This is a genomic window from Dokdonella ginsengisoli (assembly GCF_042652785.1).
Classification (GTDB): Bacteria; Pseudomonadota; Gammaproteobacteria; order Xanthomonadales; family Rhodanobacteraceae; genus Dokdonella_A; species Dokdonella_A ginsengisoli.
The window spans coordinates 542,507-560,009 of record NZ_JBHSHD010000007.1 but is presented as its reverse complement, the minus strand read 5'-3'; the positions used below and the strand labels follow the sequence as shown (position 1 = coordinate 560,009).

The following is a 17,503-nucleotide window of genomic DNA, read 5'->3' as shown; positions in this document are numbered from 1 at the left end:
CGTCGACCCGCGCCGGCTGCAGGCCAGATTCAACCGTCGAAGCCGTCGGCGAAGATCGCGTCGTTCGCCGGCGCGTAGGCGACGAACACGCCCGAGCCCCATTCGGTCTGGTTGTCGCCTTGCGGATGCACGCCGGCGACGAACGCGACGTCGCCGAGGTTGTTGATCGCAGGCTTGCCGCTGAACACCGGCGAATCGTCGTGCTGGCCGATCTGCGCGGTACCCAGATCGGTCTCGATCACGTCGCCCTTGCCGACCACGCGCATCAGCGACTCGCCGTCGCCGACGTAGATCGCCTGGCCGTCCGCATCCCTGGCGCGGAAGGCGACCAAGCCGGCGTCGTTGAGCACCGGCGAGAACGATTCGATCTCGCGGATCGTGCCGGCCGGATCGACGCGCGCGATCTCGGTCGCCTCGATGCCGTTCTCGCCCGGCGTGAAGCGATACACCGCGCGCACGTTGCCGTCGGCGAGCTTGACCACCACCGCCACCGCGTCGAGCTGGTTGAGGCCCAGGCCGTTGTCGAAGCCGGCGAACGGCGACGTCGTGTCGGTGGCGCGGTCGGCGACCACCAGCTCGCTCTCGTTCGGGCCAGTGAACAGGCGGATCTCGTTGTGATCGTAGTCGGTCGTGCTGACCTTGCTGGCGATGCGGTGCGCGTTGTTGGTCGCCGGCGAGTAGATGTACGCGTACGGGCTGGTCTCTTCCACGCTGGTGTCGACCGCGTAGATCGCCGGCGTGCCGTTGCCGGCGGTGGCCAGGCCGTAGCCCAGGCCCATGCGCGCCTTGAAGCCGATCAGGCCGTCGTCGGCGATGTCCGGATTGGAGATCGACGACGGCGTCAGCGGCAGCAGGCTGACCGGGTTGGATTCGCCGGTGGCCGGGTCGTACTTGCGCAGGGTGTAGGTGCCGCCGTCGACGCTGGTGTAGTAGGCGATCGCGCCGGACGCGTTCAGCCCCGGCGTGTCGGCGACGATCATGAACGGCGGATCTTCCGGATCGCCGGCCGGCACTTCGTGCACCGCGACGATCGAGCCGGCGCCGTGCGCGCCGAGCCAGACGCCGCCGCCGGTACGCGTCTGGTCGCCGTCGATCGGCACCAGCCCGGCGCTGAACGCGACCTGCTGCGCGTCGTTGATGCGCGGCGAGATGCTGTTGAACGAGGTGCCCGGCGGCAGGTTGAAGCCTTCGTCGTTGACGAGCAGGTTGCTGCGCGCCTGCAGTTCGAACTGCGCGTATTCGGGCACGGCCGCCGCGGCGTTCGCGGCGCCGAGCAAGGCGGCGAAGGAAAGGGCGAGGGATTTCTTCATCGGTTCGCGGGCTCCACACATCAGGGAAGCTGCGAACCTAGCGCGACCACGGTGGAAATGAAACTTGCAGCGCGGCGAGGCCGAAAGAGGCGTACGGTCTCGCTGTCGAAACGAAACGGCGCCGGGAAGGCGCCGTTTCACGTTCAGCGACGGCGACGTCGCGCGCTCACCAGATCTTCACCTGCTTGCCGGCGTCGCGCACCATCGCGTCGCCGGCCTTGCAGCCGAACGCTTCGGCGAAGGCGGGCATGTTCGACGGCGCGCCGATCGCGCGGAATTTCGCCGGTGCGTGCGGATCGGTGTTGAGCAGCACCAGCTGCGCCTTGTCGCGGATGTTGCCGCGCCACACGCGCGCCCAGCTGAGGAAGAAGCGCTGCTCGCGCGTGAGGCCGTCGATCTTCGGATCGGGCTTGCCTTCGCCGGCCTTCTTCATCGCATCGTAGGCGAAGGCCAGGCCGCCGAGGTCGCCGATGTTCTCGCCCAGGGTCAGCTTGCCGTTGACGTGCTGGTCGGGATGGTCGGCCAGCGGCACGTAGCCGTCGAACTGGGCGACCAGTCTGGCGGTGCGCGCGTCGAACTTCTCGCGGTCCTCCTTCGTCCACCAGTTCTCGTTGTTGCCGGCGCCGTCGAACTGGCTGCCCTTGTCGTCGAAGCCGTGGCCGGACTCGTGCCCGATCACCGCGCCGATGCCGCCGAAGTTGATCGCGTCGTCGCCGTCGGCGTAGAAGAACGGCGGCTGCAGGATCGCGGCCGGGAAGTTGATCGTGTTGGTGCCGGAGCTGTAGTACGCGTTGACGGTCTGCGGCGTCATGCTCCACTCGTAGCGGTCGGTCGGCTTGCCGATCTTGTCGAGCTGGTAGCGATAGTTGAACGCGGCGGCCGCGCGCAGGTTGGCGAAGTAGTCGCCCGGCACGATCGCAAGGCCATTCCATTCGCGCCACTTGTCCGGATAGCCGATCTTCGGCAGGAAGGTCGACCACTTCTCCAGCGCCTTGGCGCGCGTCGCCTCGCTCATCCAGTCGAGCTTTTCCAGGCGCGCCTTCATCGCGCCGTTGACGTTGTCCACCAGCTGCTGCGCGCGCGCCTTCGCCGACGGCGGGAAGTACTCCTTCACGTACATCTGGCCGAGCGCCATGCCCATCGCGTCGTTGACCGCTTCGAGCACGCGCTTCCAGCGCGCGCGCTGCTCGGGCTGGCCGTTCAGCGTCTTGTCGTGGAACTCGAAGCTCGCCTCCTGGAACGGCCTGGACAGGTACGGCGCGGCATCGTCGAGCGTGTGCGCGGCGAGATAGTCGCGCCATTGCGCGACCGGCAGGCCGGCGAGCATCGCGTCGAACTCGGCGAAGAACTTCGGCTGCGACAGCGAGAAGCCGTCGCCCGGCGCGACGCCGAGGTGCTTGAAGAACGCGCTCCAGTCGAAGTGCGGGGTCGCCTTGTTCGCCGCGGCGAGGTCGACGAAGTGGTACTGGTTCTTCGGATCGCGCAGCTCGACGCGCGACAGCGAGGCCTTGGCCAGGCGGGTCTCAAAGGCGAGCACGCCGTCGGCCTTGCGGCGCGCCTCGTCCGCCTTCGCGCCGCTCAGCTCGAACAGCCGCGCGAGATGGGTGACGTAGGCCTCGCGCACGGCCTTGTGCTCATCCTTGGTGTAGTAGTCCGGCGTCGGCAGTCCGAGGCCGCCCTGGCCGGCGAAGGCGATCTGCCGGCTGGCGTTCTTGAAGTCGGCGCCGGGGCCGAAGCGGAAGCCGACGCCGTTGCCCTCGGCGAAGGCCTTGCCCAGCCACGTCACGACGTCGGCGCGGTCCTTCAGCCGGGCGATCGCGTCGAGTTCGGGCTGGATCGGCGCGTAGCCGGCCTTGTCGATCGCGGCCTCGTTCATGCCGGAGCGGTACAGCCAGCCGATCTTCTGCTCGATCGAGCCGGCCTGGCCCTTGTCGGCGCTCGCGTCGGCGGCCTCGGCGAGCTTGTGCTGCGCGGCCAGGCTCTGCTCGCGCAGCGCATCGAACGCGCCCCAGCGCGTCTTGTCGGCCGGGATCGGATTGGCGGCGATCCACTTGCCGTTCGCGTAGCCGTTGAAGTCGCTGCAGGCGGAGATTTTCGGGTCGAGTTCGTTCGGGTCGAAGACCGCAGCGGCGGGTGCGGCGACGGACGGTCCGGCGAGCGCGAACGCGACGGCGGCGGCGATCAGGCGGGGGGAGAGAGGCGGCATGGGGAGGTCTCCGATGTTCGGAAAGAAACGCTGCGGTCACCTCTCCCGCGCGCGGGTGAGGTCGACGCGCGCAGCGCGGCGGGTGAGGGGGACGTTGCGCGGCGTTCCGCGAAAGGCACCCTCACCCCGGCCCTCTCCCGCGGGCGGGAGAGGGAGGAAAAAGCAAACGTCTCGCGCAAGCGGGAGAGGGAGAAAAAAGCAGACTTCTCCCGCTTGCGGGAGAAGAAGAAACAAGGCGTCCCCTCCCGCACGGGGAGAGGACGCAACGCAGCCCTCCGCAGGAGAGGGCGCGGCACCTCACCAGATCTTCACCTGCTTCTCGCCGTCGCGGACCATCGCATCGCCGGCCTTGCACTGGAAGGCTTCGGCGAACGCCGGCATGTTCGACGGCGCGCCGATCGCGCGGTACTGCGCCGGCGAGTGCGGATCGGAATTGAGCAGCACTTCCTGGCGCTGCGGCCGCGTGCTGCCGCGCCAGATGCGCGCGAAGTTGAGGAAGAAGCGCTGGTCCGGCGTGTAGCCGTCGATCTTCTTCTCCGCCTCGCCCGGGTTCTTCTGCAGCGCGATGCGCAGCGCGTCGAGCGCCACGTTGATGCCGCCGAGGTCGGCGATGTTCTCGCCCAGCGTGAGCTGGCCGTTGACGTGCTTGCCCGGCAGCGGCTCGTATTCGTTGAACTGCGCGACGAGCCTGGCGGTGCGCGACTCGAACTTCTCGCGGTCGTCCTTCGTCCACCAGTTGGCGTTGTTGCCCTGGGCGTCGAACTGGCTGCCTTCGTCGTCGAAGCCGTGCGTCGCCTCGTGGCCGATCACCGCGCCGATGCCGCCGTAGTTGATCGCGTCGTCGGCGTTGGGGTCGAAGAACGGCGGCTGCAGGATCGCGGCCGGGAAGTTGATCGTGTTGTCGGTCGGGTTGTAGTACGCGTTGACCGTCTGCGGCGTCATGCCCCATTCCAGGCGGTCGGTCGGCTTGCCGATCTTGGCGATGTCGTAGTCGTAGTCGTACTTGATCGCCGCCTCGACGTTGCCGAAGTAGTCGTCCGCCGAGACCGTCAGGCCCGACCAGTCGCGCCACTTGTCCGGATAGCCGATCTTCGGCAGGAAGGTCGACCACTTCTCGAGCGCCTTCTTCTTGGTTTCCTCGCTCATCCAGTCCAGGTGCTCGATGCGCGTCTTCAGCGCGGCGTTGACGTTGGTGACCAGCTGCAGCGCGCGCTGCTTGGATTCGGGCGGGAACGCCTCGGCCACGTACAGCTCGCCCAGCGCCATGCCCATGGTGTCGTTGACGGCGCCGAGCACGCGCTTCCAGCGCGGTTCCTGCTGCTTCTGGCCGTTCAGCGTCTTGCCGTAGAACGCGAAGTTCTCCTCGGCGAACGGCTTGGACAGGTACGGCGAGGCGGAATCGACCGTGTGGAAGCGCAGGTAGGCGCGCCACTGCTCGGCCGGCACGTCGGCCAGCATCTTGTCGATCTCGGCGAAGAACTTCGGCTGCGACAGCGAGAAGCCGCCCTGGATGTCGGCCTTCTGCGCGGCGAAGAACTTTGTCCACGAGAAATTCGGCGTCGCCTTGTCGGCGTCGGCGAGGCTGATGAAGTGGTACTGGTTCTCCGGCTTGCGCAGTTCCACCGGCGCCAGCGAGGCGGCGGCCAGGCGCGTCTCGAACGCCAGCACCTGCTCGGCCTGCTGCTTGGCCTGGGCGGCCTTGACGCCGGTCAGCTCGAGCACCTTGGCCACGTGCGCCTTGTAGTCCTCGCGCGTCTTGGCGTAGTCGGGCTTGGAGTAGTACTCCGAGGTCGGCAGGCCCAGGCCACCCTGGTAGGCATAGGCGATCTGCACCTTCGAGTTCTTGTAGTCGGCGCTGGCGCCCATCGAGAACAGCGGGCCGCGGCCCTGCGCGAAGCTGCCGGTGACGTAGGCGAAAATGTCCGCCGGCGACTTCAGCGCGTCGATCTTGGCCAGCTCGCCCTTGATCGGCGAGTAGCCGGCCTTCTCGATCGCGCCCTCGGCCATGCCGGAGCGGTAGAACCAGCCGATCTTCTGCTCGATCGAGCCGGCGGTGGCCTTGTTCGCCTCGCGCGCCGCCTTCTCGACGATGACGCGCTGCGTCTGCAGGCTCTTCTCGCGCAGCTGGTCGAACGCGCCCCAGCGCGTGCGGTCGGCCGGGATCGGATTGGCGGCGACCCACTTGGCGTTGACGAAGCCGTTGAAGTCGGCGCACGGGGCGATCCTGGCGTCGAGGTCCTTGATGTCGAACGACGGGGCCTGGCTGGCCGCGATCGCGCTGGTCGAGAGAGCCGCGCAGATCGCCAGCGCGAGGTTCATTGATTTCCGCATGGTGGAAGCTCCGTATCGTTCGAAGGAAAGGCAGTGAACCGCCTAGTCTACGTCCAGTCGGACGCGTCGTCGGCGGAGCGCCGGCGCCGCATGCCGAAGGAGGGGCCGGCGGGAAGGCGGCGCGCCGGGCCCGGCGGGCGGGGCGCGGCGCCTTGAAAAACGGCAGGCGAGCCTAGGCTCCGAGGGCGCGGGGGCACAGTGTCGAAGGTCACTGCGGGCGCGGCCGGCCGGCTCCGCGCCTCGCGCGGTGGGCTGGCGCCCTAGGGTCATCCCCAATGGCGGGGCGGGGCGGCTGCGGCTAGTGTGCCCCGGAGCGTGCCGGTTCGCGCCGCATCGGCCGGCCGCCGCCGTATCGTCGCAGCTGCCGAGGAGCGATCTCATGGGCGATGTGAACGCCGCCGTATCCTTGACCAAGGACCGGCTCGAACAGGGCATCTTCGACTGGGACGTCACCAAGGGCGACCTGGACGACATCAGCAACGCCGTCAACGGGCTCTCGCCGCAGGAGCGCAACGAGTTCATCGGCAAGCTCAGCGACGACGACCTCAAGAACTGGACGCAGGAGATCGACGGGCTCAACGGTTCCCTCAGCGCCGGCGAGCGCGAGGACCTGTTCAACAAGCTCGCCGACGGCCTCGACGGCACCCAGCTGACGCGCTTCGTCAAGGCCTTCGACGGCAGTCCGGGCGGACGCAGCGCGCTGGCCGACGCCGTCGCCAGCCACGGCACGCCCGAGGCGAAGGCCGCCTTCGTCCAGTCCAGCAAGGATTCCATCAACGCCGACTACAGCGCGACGCAGGGCACCTACGGCAACGCGGAAACCGCGGCGATCGGCAAGGTGCTGGCCAGCCTCGGCAACGATCCGGCGGCGTTCCGGCAGGCGGTCGATTCGCTCAGCCAGGACCAGCTCGCCGACGTCATGTCCGTCGCCATGGGGCGCCGCTACATCGCCGATTTCTCCGGTCAGACCGCCGGCACCACCAGCTACGAGCCGTCGGCGCTGGTCGGCATTCTCGATGCGGCCAAGGGCAGCGATCTCGACACGCGCACGGCCGTGTTCGCCGCGGCGATGCCGCAGCTGAAGACGATGCAGGGGGACAACGTCGGCCTGCTCGGCGCCGGCGCCTACGTCGACGACGTCGCCAAGGCGATGGGCGGCGTGCTTTCGCGCGCGGAGGCGACGCAGGCCGGGCTGATCGACACGCCGCAGGCGCCGCCGGGCGTCTCGATGGACGCCAACATCGCGCAGTCGCAGCAGCATTCGTTCCCGCAGGACCTGGGCTGGTTCAAGGGCCAGGTGCAGGGCAAGGGTCCGTGGGACTTCAAGCAGCAGGGCGCGCAGTACGAGAACTTCGGCAACTTCCACTACGGCGTGGTCGCCGCGGCGATGGGCATTCCGGAGAACGTCGGCCTGCGCGCGGCCGGTTACGCGCAGGAGCAGGCCGGCACCTCCAGGCCCGAATGGGGCGATCCGACCGACCTCAACGGCGGTCCGTACGGCGACGATCCCAAGGACCAGCAGCAGATCAAGGACGGCTACGCGTACTACAACTCCGGACTGTGGCGGGTGTGGCCGGACTGAAATCCGCGCTTACGGACCGCTGCGATCGTTGCGCGATGCGCGCGCGGCGCTAGGATGAGCCCACAGGCCCGGTCGTGACGGCTCGTCGACGAGCCCTCGCGGACCGGCTCGTTCCCTCCGGTGCGTCGCGCTGCCCTTCGGCCGCTGCGGCAAGGGCGTAGCGATGAACGACGAGGAAGTGGCGCGCGTGCCGTCGCCGGATGCGACGCTGGACGTCGTCCTGACGCAGGCCAATCCGGGCGCGACGGCCTCCTTCCTCTACCGCGTCTGGCTGGTGCCGCATGCGGGCGACTGGCGCGGCGGCCGCGCCGCCGTCGAACTCTACGGCGCGACGCGCAACGCCAGCGCCTACGGCGTCGATCTGCGCTGGACCGACGCGGACAACGTCGCGGTGGAATACCTGCGGGCGAGATCGGTGGCCTCGCCGCCGCGCGTGCGCGTGCAGGTGGCCGGCCGCGAGGTGCGGCTGTCGCTGCGCGCCGGCATCGAGAACCGCGCCGCCGCGCCGGGCGGCATGCCCGCCTTGCAGCCCGGCGACGACCGTTCGCGCTGACCGCGACGTGCGCACCGGCGATGCGGCTCAGCGCGTCGCGCGCGCCTTCGCCAGCGCCTCGGCGTCGAGCCGCACCACCGGATAGGCGCCGATCTTCTGCGTCGCGTACCACGGCGAGCGCCGGTAGAAGAACGCCAGCCGCGCGGCCGGCGATTTCGCGAACGCCGCGTCGGCGGCGAGCCGGGCCTCGAATTCGGCCTTCAGCGCCGGATCCTTTTCCAGCCTCTCGCGTGCCAGGCGCTCGGCGACGCGCGCGTCGGCGTATTCCTTCTGCTCGAAGATCGCGTCGAAGAAACCCCAGTGCAGCAGCGAATCGGCGGCGCGCGGCTCGAGCAGGTTCACCGCGAGATTCGCGCCCGGCTGGTCCAGCGGCACGAGCAGCGCACCGGCGGCGAACGGCGCGTCGGCCGTTTCGAGAGTCGCGTCGAACTCGCGCAGCCAGTGGCGGCCTTCGAACGGCTGCTCGTCCCAGTGCGGCGCGTCCAATTGGTAGCGTTCCACGCGCAGTTGCAGCGGCTGCTCCGCCCGCTCGACGCGCAGGCCGTGCCGGCGCAGCGCGTCGGCGATCTGCGGCCAGCCGGCGGGCACCAGGTAGGCGGCCGGCAGGCGCACGGTCTGCGTCGGCACCAGGTCGCGGAAGAACGGGATCGTGTAGGTCTTCGGCGTGCGCGGGTCGTAGCTGACCCAGGTGTCGCCGGAGATCGGGCTGGCCTCGTGCTTGAACGCGTAGCCCTTCAGCGTGAACGGCACGGACTGGTCGCTGGTGCGGAACGCGACCGGCAGGCTCGCCTGCGCATCGCGCGTGCGCGCGACGGTGTCGGCGTCGGCCTGCGCCACCGCCTTGCGCAGTTCGCCCGGATGCCGGCCGATGTACGCCAGCGTGGCGGCGACGAAATCGTAGGTCGCGCGCACGCGCACGGCGTAGGGCTTGAGCATGTGCGTCTCGACCAGCACGGCGGCGCGGTTGCGCAGGGCGACGTAGCCGGTCGAGAAGCGCGGGCCGGAACCGAAGTTCGCGATGCCCTTGCCGAGGTCGCGATGGTCGACCAGTTCCAGATACGGCGCCGCCAGATGCCCGCGCTTGTCGAAATCGGGAAGGATCGAGCCTTCGAACGCCTCGCTCTGCCAGCGCTTCAGCGCCGGGTGCAGCGGTCCCCATTGCTCCATGTACCAGGTCAGGTCGTACGGATAGTCGGCGCCGTCGGTGGTGTGGATGTCGAGGAACAGGTCCGGCTGCCAGGCGTCGAACATCGCCAGCCAGTCGCGCATCTCCGGCGCGTCGGCCTTCATGTAGTCGCGATTGAGGTTGAGGTTCTGCGCGGTGGCGCGAAAGCCCATCTCGCGCGGCCCGTTCTGGTTGATGCGGTTGTACGGATGCGAGTTCTCGTGGCCGTCGACGTTGAAGATCGGCAGCCAGACCAGGATCGCGTGGTCGAGCAGGCCGGCGTGCCTGGGTTCCACGCTGAGGTCGCGCAGCAGCATCAGCGCGGCGTCCTTGCCCTCGATCTCGCCGGCGTGGATGCCCGACTGCACCAGCACGATCTCCTTGCCCGACGCGCGCGCGGCCGCCGGCGTGAACTCGCCGTCCTTCGCCGCGACGACCAGCATCAGGTCGCGGCCTTCGGGCGAGATGCCGAAGCGCGTCAGGCGGATCCGCTCCGGCGCCGCCGCGGCGAGTCGCTCCAGCCACGCGCGCGTCTGCTCGTACGACGGCGTGGTGGCGAACTTCGCGCGCTCGGCCGGTGTGGTCCAGTCGGCCGAACGCGCGGCGGCGGCGTGGACGGCGAGGAACAGGCCCAGCAGCAGCGGCCGGAGCGGCGAGGGGATCTTCATGGCGGCAAACGTCCGCGGCTTCGGAAAGCCGGTGATGGTACCGCGCGTGCGGCGGCGCGCAGGCGGTGCGCTGCCGCGTGCGGCGGCCGCGGCGATGTGCCAGATTGGGCGGCGGCAAGGGCAACCGGCTTGCCGTCCTCGCGTATCCGTCCTCGTCCCACCCACCGATAGGAGCGTGTGCATGAATCCCGTTCGCAGCATCGCCGCCGCCGCGCTGGCCGCGGCATCCGGCCTGGCCGTCGCCGCCCCCGTGCTGAAGGTCGACAAGAGCGTCGACATCGACCGCCCGGCCGCGCTGGTCTGGCAGACGGTGAAGAACTTCGACCGCATCGACGCCTGGCATCCGGCCGTCGCCTCCGACCGCATCCTCGAGGGGCGCAACAACGAGGTCGGTGCGGTGCGCCTGCTCACGCTCGGCGACGGCGGCACGATCCGCGAGAAGCTGCTGCGCTTCGACGATGCGGGCCGCTCGTACGAGTACGAGATCCTCGAAAGCGTGCTGCCGGTCAGCCACTACCGTTCCACGATCGTGGTGAAGGAAACCGGCAAGGACAAGTCGACGGTGACCTGGTCGGGCACGTTCCAGCGCAAGGACACCGGCGAGCATCCCGGCGAGAAGGAGAACGACGAGACCGCGACGACGACGATGAGCGCGGTCTACCAGGGCGGCCTGGACAACCTGAAGAAGAAGCTCGAGGCGAAGTAGCGCCGCGCTCAGGGCGCGGCCGCGCGCACCGTCGGCTGCGCCGCGCGCGGGACCGCGAACGGCAGCGTGTCCGGTCCCGCCGCGCCGGCGGAGAGGATGAAGGCCATCGCCTGGTCGACGCTCCAGTCGGTCGCGATCAGGCGCTCCAGCGGCACGATCTCCAGATACCCGCCGGTCGGGTTGGGCGTGGTCGGCACGTACACCGCGGCCAGTTCGGCGCCTTCGGCATCGCGGAACACGCGCGTGACGAAGCCGATCGACTTCAGCTCCGGTGACGGAAAATCGATCAGCACCACGCGCTGCATGCCGCTCGGCTGGTTCTGCAGCATGCCCATCAGCTTCTTCGCGCCGCCGTAGATGCTGTGCGCGACCGGGATGCGGTCGATCACGCGCTCGAACGCGCCGAGCAGGCGCCGGCCGAACACGCGGTTGGTGGCGAAACCCATCGCGTACAGCGCGACCACGGTCACCACGAAGGCGAGCAGCGAAGCGAGCCATTGCTGGTTGAGCCGTCCCAGCGTCTCCGGGAACGCGCCCGCCAGCGCGTCGAACAGCGCTGCCACCCACGGCAGGTTGAGCTGTGACAGCAGCGAGAAGATCGCCTTGAACACCACCCACGTCAGCCAGATCGGAAGGAAGGTGAGCAGGCCGGTGAGCAGGTAGCGCTGGACGTGGAGCGGTCGCATTGGGGCTGAGGGCTGAGGGCGAAGGGCTGAGGGCTGGAAGCGTACACGCTCGCGACGCCGCGCTTCGCTTTTCAGCCCTCAGCCCTCAGCCCTCAGCTCTCTCAAGCAGCCCTCAGCCCTTCCCATCCGGAAGCTCGCGCACGAGGCGGAAACCGACGTGCACGTAGCCGACGTCGCCGACGCTGCGGCCGACGCGTTCGAGGTTGGATTCGTCGCCGTCGTCGCGCCAGGACAGGCCGCGGAACAGGCGTTCGCGGCAGTTCGCAGCGTCCGCCTTGGCGCAGCCGTCGATCCATTCGCTGACGTTGCCGGCGATGTCGTACAGGCCCGGCGGCGTCGGCGCGAAGCGGCCGACCGGCGCGGTCTGCGCGTAGCCGTCGTCGCAGCCGTCGTGCTTGGCGATGTTGGAGGTGCCGCAGGCGGTGCCGCGCTCGGCCGGTTGCGCGACCAGCAGCCATTCGCGCTGCGTCGGCAGGCGGTAGCGCGCGCCGGTCTTGCGGCTGAGCCAGCTGGCGTACGCGCTGGCGTCTTCCCAGCTGACGCACACCACCGGATGGTCGTCGGCCTGGGTGAAGCCGGGATTGCGCCAGCTCAGTCCGTCCGAGCGCGCGAACAGCCGCTGCGATTCGCGGCAGCTGGCAGTGGCGCGGCCGGTGCCCTCGACGAAGCGTTCGTAGGCGCCGCGCGTGACGGCGCCGGTGGAGACCGCGAACGGACGTTCGACGTGACCGCTGGCGGCGAGCAGGCTCGGCACGATGACCAGCGGCGGACCGTCGGCGTCGCGGAACGCGCCGCCTTCGGAGAGCAGGCGCTGCGGCCGGTCGAGATCGTCCTGCAGCGCCAGCGCCTGCTGCGGATCCAGCCGCGTCAGCACCGGCTGCAGCGGCAGCAGGGCACGCGCCTGCGAGGCGTCGAACGGATCGCTGCGGCGCGCGCGGCGTTCCTCGACCGCGCGCCGGATCGGCGCTGCGAACGCGGCGAAGGCCGGGCCGTCGCCGAGCTGCGCGCGGTCGGCCAGCGAAATGCCGGCGGTGATCGGATCGAGCGCGGCGCGCGGGTCGGCGCCGGCGATCGCTCTCGCCGCGCGCGTGGCGAGCAGGTTCAGCACGCGCGCGATGCCCTTCAGCGCGTCGCGCTGGCGCGGCTCGTCGGCGAGGATCTGCAGGTAGCGTTCGCCCGCGTTGTCGCCGGCGGGGGCGAGCAGCCGCCCGCGCTCGACCAGCGCGGCGGCCGCTTGCAGGCGCTGCTCCAGCGTGAGCGCGGCGGGTGCCTGGGCGTCGGGCGGCGCGGCGGGCGCCGGCTCCGCGGAGACTTCGGCCGGCGCCTCCGGTGCTGCCGCGGCCGGCGGCGTCATCGCCGATTCCGCCGGCACCGCCGCCGGTGGCGGCGACGCGCGTTCGGGCTTGCGCGGCAGCAGGGCGAGCAGGCCGGCCAGCGCGAGCAGTGTCGCGATGCCGAGCGCGACCGCGCGGCGCCGGCGCGGAATCGCCACCGTGCGCTCGACCAGCGTCAGCCACCACTTCGACAGGCCGAACTGCGGCGGCGTCTTCAGGCGCTTCTCGATCACCGCGAGCGCGGCGAGCATTTCCTCGGCGCTCTGGAAGCGCGCGTCCGGCAGCTTGGCCAGCGCCTTGTCGACGAACGGCTGCCACAGGCGGCGCGTGACCGGCAGGCGCGGTATCGGCTTCTCGATGTGCGCCAGCGCCACCGCGAGCGAATCGGCGCCCTGGAACGGCAGCTCGCCGGTCAGCAGCTCGTAGCAGAGCACGCCGAGGCTGTAGAGGTCGGAGCGGCCGTCGATCGGTTGCCCGCGCGCCTGCTCGGGGCTCATGTAGCCGGATGAGCCGATCGTGGCGCCCTCGCGCGTCACGCGCAGCGCGTGCGACGAACTCAGGGCGATGCCGAAGTCGGCAAGCATCGGCCGGTCGAGCTTGTCGAACAGCACGTTCTCCGGCTTCACGTCGCGGTGCACGATGCCCTGGTCATGGGCGAAGCCGAGCGCCTCGGCCAGCGCGCGCACCACTTCGAGCACGCGCTGCGGATCGTCGCGCAGGTGGCGCGCCAGCAGGTCGCCGTTGGGCAGGTACGGCATCGTGTAGTAGATGCTGCCGTCCGAGGTGCGGCCGACGTCGTAGATGCTGACGATGTGCGGATGATCCAGCCGCGCGATCGTGCGCGCCTCGTGCTGGAAGCGCCGCGCGATCTCGTCGTCCGGCGTGCGTTCGCTGGCCAGCACCTTGATCGCGACCGAGCGCCCGAGCGACTCCTGCACGGCCAGGTAGACGGTCGCCATCCCGCCCAGGCCGAGCCGTCGCACGATCCGGTAGCCGGGAATCTCGAACGGGAGGTTCAGGCGGGTCATGGCGTTCGCGCAGGGCGGAACGCGATTCTATAGGGAACCTCGAAAGCCTGATCACCCGCGAACGCGGTGGCGCGAGCGTCGGGCACTTCGAGGCACCCTGCGCCGGCGCGAACCGGCCGGCCGTCCCGTCCTGCGCAGGACGGGGACGGCGCGGAGGCATCAGCCGGTCACGGATCGAAGCCGTCGCGGAAGATGACGTCCGACTCCGTGCACATGCCCGTGCCCACCGTGCACTGCGCCGGCGCGACGCTCGAGGCGAGCGTCGTTCCCGGGTCGATCGTGTCGCGGTTGATCGAGAACGCGGTGAAGTCGGTGCCGTGGTCGTCCGCCTGCCAGCCGATGGTCGCGCTGCTGCCGTCGGCGCCGGCGGCATTGCGGTAGACGAGGTCGAACAGGTTCGAGTTCTCGTGGAACAGCACGGCGAAGTTCACCGCCGGGCCGCCGCCGACGATGCGGCCGCGCCATTCCACCTTGAACACGCGATCGGGCGCGGTGCCGGTCAGCTCGGTGAACACCCCGGCGGTGGCGGCGCGCAGGTCCAGGTCTTCCCAGTAGGCGAACAGCGTCGGCGCATCGGTCGGAAAGACGCCTTCGCCGCCGCCGCTGCCGAACGCCGGCAGCGGCGTGTTGCCCCAGGCCTCGGTGCCGCCGGAGGAAACGAACTGGATGTTGCCATTGGTGCTCACGCGCAGCGTGCTGCCGCCCGCGACCGGCGTGTTCATGACGGAGAAGTCGAAGCCGGCCGGCACGGTGATCGAGGCGACGGCGTCGTCGGCCCGCGTGCCCGGCACCCACGTGCCGGTGCTGGTGATCGTCCCGCCCGTGCCCTGCGTGAAGGCGTAGGTGGACGCCTGCGCGCGGCCCACCGGCAGGCTGAAGTGGATCACGCTCGGCGAGCCGCCGCCGGCATAGGTGACGGTCTGGGTGAAGTCGATCGTGCTGTGGCAGGCCAGCGCCGGCCCGGTACTGATCCGGTAGGCGGTCACGTTCGAACCCGTCGCGGCGGCGGCGAGGTCGCCGTAGGCCGAAGCGTCCTGCGCGATCGACACGCCCGGCGTGCTCGTGGCGAGCGTGCTCGAGATCGCCGTGGCGCCGTTCGCGCCTTCGTTCTTCAGCGCCACCGTCGCCGCGTTGCACTCGTTCGGCTCGATCAGCGCGTTGCCGGTGTCGATCGTGGCGCCGTCGAAGTTCAGCAGCGGCTCGGGCGTGGTCACCTGCACGGTGAATTCGCGCGTCTCGACGGCGCCGCAGGTGTCGGCCGCGCTCGCGCGGATCTTGTAGTAACCGTAGATCGTGTCCGGCGTGGTGGTGACGCTGACCGTGCCGTCCGGCGCGATCGAGACCGTGCCTCCTCCGGGCAGCGCGGTCGGCGACACCGACACGCCGACGTAGTTGTCGTTCGGGTCGGCGGGCGCCGCCGACGGCGCGAACGTGGCGGTCGTGCCGCGGGTCATGATCCGGCCCGCGTAGGTGCCGAGCGTCGGCGCCTGGTTCGCGCTCACCTGCACGCTGACGAAACCGGTGCTGGCCGAGCCGGGGCCGTCGGCCACCGTCAGGCGCAGCGGATAGGTCCGGCTGCCGGTCGACGGCGCGACCAGCGCGCAGGAGGCGGCCGCGGTCAGGGTGACGGTGCCGGCGTCGTTCGCCACCGAGGCGGTGAGTTCCGGCGGCACGTCGGACAATGCCACCGCGAGCGTGCCCGCGGCGTCCTGGGTGTCGGCCACCGTCGCCACGTCGGCGGTGGCGGCCGGGCTGCCCTGGCGCAGCGCCAGCGGGCCGGTCACGGCGATCGTCGGCGCGGTGTTCGTGCCGGTGACGGTGAAGTTCGCGTCGGAGACGTCGAAGTACACGTTGCCGACCGCCTCGACCTTCACGCGCGCCTGCGTAGTCGCCGGCGTGTCGGCCGGAACCGTCACCGACGCGCTGCCGCTGTTGGGCACGCTCGCGGCCAGCGTCTTCGGCCACGTGTATCCGCCGTCGAGCGACAGTTTGATGGCGACGTTCGCCGTGCTCACCGGCGCCGCGGCGGTGTTCGCCACGTTCCACGTCACCGTCTGCGCGCTGCCGGCGGCCCAGCTCGTCGACGTGTTCGGCGCGGTCACGGCGAACGGACCGGCGCCCGCGTTCACGGTGATCGCGGTGGCCGCTTCGCCGGTGCCGCCGCCGCCGGCGCGGTTGTCGCGCACGGTCACGCGGAAATTGAGCGTGCGGTTGGTGGTCGGCAGCAGCTCGCCGGTGTAGACGTTGGGCGAGGTCGTGCCCGGCAGCGGCGCCCGGTCCGGGACCACGTTGGCGTTGTCGAGGACGTAGCGCAGGCTCGGGAAGGTGCGCGCGGGATCGGGCGAGGGATCGAACGCGCGGAACAGCGGACGCGCGCCGTCGTCGGCCAGCGCGCCGCCGGTGGTGGATGCGCCCAGGTCCATCTGTTCCCACAGGTAGGTGACCGGATCGCCGTCGGGATCGCTGCCGCTGGCGGTGAGCGTGAACGGCGTGCGCGCGGGAATCGTGAACGCCGGCGCCGTGCTCACCGTCGGCGCCGCATTGCCGGTGGCGGAGGAAACGCCGCAGCTGCCGTCGCCGGCGATGAAGGCGAAGATGCGGTTCAGGCTCGAGCGATGGAAGAAGTCCTCGCTGTGCGGTTGGAGGTTCTCTGCGCCGCAGATGCCGGCGTAGGCCATGACGGTGATGCCCGAGCCGGGCTCGTAGGCGTCGCTCTCCTCGCGGTTGCCGTCGCCGCAGCTGGACACTTCGCTGTTGAAGGTGTGCGGGCCGCCGAACTGGTGGCCCATTTCGTGCGCCACGTAGTCGACGTCGTAGGCGTCGCCGGTCGGCCTGCTCGAACCCGTCACGCCGTTCGCCTTGCCGCCCTCCGCGCACACCGAGCCCAGGCCGGCGATGCCGCCGCCGCCGGTGCTGAAGACGTGGCCGATGTCGTAGTTGGCGCTGCCGATGTAGCGGTCGATCGCCCACTGGTTCTCGTCGAGCAGCGACCCGCCGTCGTCGTTGGTGAAGGGATCGGTGTCGGCGTCGGTGTAGATGTTGAGGTCGGTGTTGTCGACCAGCACCATGCGGACGCCGACTTCGCGCTCGTAGATGCCGTTGACGCGGCTCATCGTGCTGACCATCCCGGCGAGCGCATCGGCCACCGAGCCGCCCTGGAACGCGGTGTACTCGCCCGTCGCGGAGAGCGCGAGGCGATAGGTGCGCAGGGTGTCGCCGGAGGCGACGTTGGGCGTCGGCGACACGGCGATGTCCGGCACCGGCTCGCCGTGCGTCGCGCCGTGCGGATCGCGCACCGTGCACTGCATGCGCTCGCCGGCGCGCGCGTAGTCGCGCTTGGCGTAGGCGATGTAGTGCGAGGTGTCGTTGTTCTGGTACGGGTCGACGTACACCGCGCCGCCGGCGCCCAGGATCTGCGCGCGCAGGCCCTTCGGCGTCACGTCGAAGCGCAAGGTGGCGCCGGGATCGGTGATGCCCTGGCCGAGGTAGGTGCGGATCTGCGGATACTTCGCCGCGAGCCCGGGCTGCATGATCGGCGACTGGACGATGCGGAAATCGGCGTAGCGGCCGTCGGGCAGCGGCAGCGTGAGCGTGGCGGTGCTCGAGCGCACGTTCTGCCGCGACTCTGGCGGAACGTCGGCGAGCAGGGCGGCCAGGCGCGCGTTGTCGAGGGCGAGCGTGCGGTAGCGCGACGGCACGATGGTGCGCGCCGCGACGTTCTGGACGCGGGTTTCGGCCACGTCGCGCCAGAGCCCGCTGGCGTCGGTGGTGGCCGTCGTGGCGATCGTTCCCTGCGCCCAGGCAGCTGGGCACAGGGCTGCGCAGGCCAGGCCGGCCAGGACGCGGATGGCGTTTCGTTGCATGGTGACTCCCCCCAAGGGTTCCGCGCGTGCGGAGGATTCTCGGCCAGCCCCTGCTCGCCGAAACGATTCAG

10 protein-coding genes are annotated in these 17,503 nt (G+C 70.3%); 3 read left to right on the top strand and 7 right to left on the bottom strand.

Going from position 1 to position 17,503, the window contains the following annotated elements; all coding sequences use genetic code 11:
- Positions 1–29: 29 nt before the first annotated feature.
- From ACFO6Q_RS10055 to ACFO6Q_RS10045, 3 genes are all read right to left on the bottom strand, one after another.
- Complete coding sequence (locus tag ACFO6Q_RS10055) at positions 30–1,310, bottom strand: DUF7453 family protein (protein ID WP_380020580.1); 1,281 nt, start codon at positions 1,308–1,310, stop codon at positions 30–32.
- A 166-nt stretch (positions 1,311–1,476) separates the two neighbouring features.
- The gene (locus tag ACFO6Q_RS10050; RefSeq protein ID WP_380020578.1) at positions 1,477–3,516 is read right to left on the bottom strand and encodes a M13 family metallopeptidase; all 2,040 of its coding nucleotides are present in this window, start codon (positions 3,514–3,516) and stop codon (positions 1,477–1,479) included.
- A 297-nt stretch (positions 3,517–3,813) separates the two neighbouring features.
- On the bottom strand, positions 3,814–5,847 hold the full coding sequence (locus tag ACFO6Q_RS10045; protein WP_380020576.1) for a M13 family metallopeptidase: 2,034 nt from the start codon (positions 5,845–5,847) through the stop codon (positions 3,814–3,816).
- A gap of 379 nt (positions 5,848–6,226) precedes the next feature.
- Here ACFO6Q_RS10045 and ACFO6Q_RS10040 point away from each other — a divergent pair, with 379 nt between their 5' ends.
- Complete coding sequence (locus ACFO6Q_RS10040) at positions 6,227–7,429, top strand: polymorphic toxin type 44 domain-containing protein (protein WP_380020573.1); 1,203 nt, start codon at positions 6,227–6,229, stop codon at positions 7,427–7,429.
- Positions 7,430–7,592: 163 nt separating this feature from the next.
- Positions 7,593–7,982, top strand: a complete 390-nt coding sequence (locus tag ACFO6Q_RS10035) for a hypothetical protein (RefSeq protein WP_380020572.1) — start codon at positions 7,593–7,595, stop codon at positions 7,980–7,982.
- A gap of 27 nt (positions 7,983–8,009) precedes the next feature.
- Here ACFO6Q_RS10035 and ACFO6Q_RS10030 read toward each other — a convergent pair whose 3' ends face one another.
- A complete protein-coding gene (locus ACFO6Q_RS10030) occupies positions 8,010–9,815 on the bottom strand; it encodes a M14 family metallopeptidase (RefSeq protein WP_380020570.1) in 1,806 nt (601 codons plus the stop codon).
- A gap of 181 nt (positions 9,816–9,996) precedes the next feature.
- Here ACFO6Q_RS10030 and ACFO6Q_RS10025 point away from each other — a divergent pair, with 181 nt between their 5' ends.
- The gene (locus ACFO6Q_RS10025) at positions 9,997–10,521 is read left to right on the top strand and encodes an SRPBCC family protein (protein WP_380020568.1); all 525 of its coding nucleotides are present in this window, start codon (positions 9,997–9,999) and stop codon (positions 10,519–10,521) included.
- An 8-nt stretch (positions 10,522–10,529) separates the two neighbouring features.
- On the opposite strand, the gene ACFO6Q_RS10020 is transcribed toward ACFO6Q_RS10025, so the two are convergent.
- The 3 genes from ACFO6Q_RS10020 to ACFO6Q_RS10010 form a co-directional block, all read right to left on the bottom strand.
- The gene (locus ACFO6Q_RS10020; RefSeq protein WP_380020566.1) at positions 10,530–11,207 is read right to left on the bottom strand and encodes a DUF502 domain-containing protein; all 678 of its coding nucleotides are present in this window, start codon (positions 11,205–11,207) and stop codon (positions 10,530–10,532) included.
- 112 nt (positions 11,208–11,319) lie between these two features.
- Positions 11,320–13,569, bottom strand: a complete 2,250-nt coding sequence (locus ACFO6Q_RS10015; protein ID WP_380020565.1) for a bifunctional serine/threonine-protein kinase/formylglycine-generating enzyme family protein — start codon at positions 13,567–13,569, stop codon at positions 11,320–11,322.
- A gap of 167 nt (positions 13,570–13,736) precedes the next feature.
- Positions 13,737–17,432: a reprolysin-like metallopeptidase gene (locus ACFO6Q_RS10010; RefSeq protein ID WP_380020563.1), complete on the bottom strand. Its 3,696-nt coding sequence runs from the start codon at positions 17,430–17,432 to the stop codon at positions 13,737–13,739.
- Between the last annotated feature and the right edge of the window lie 71 nt (positions 17,433–17,503).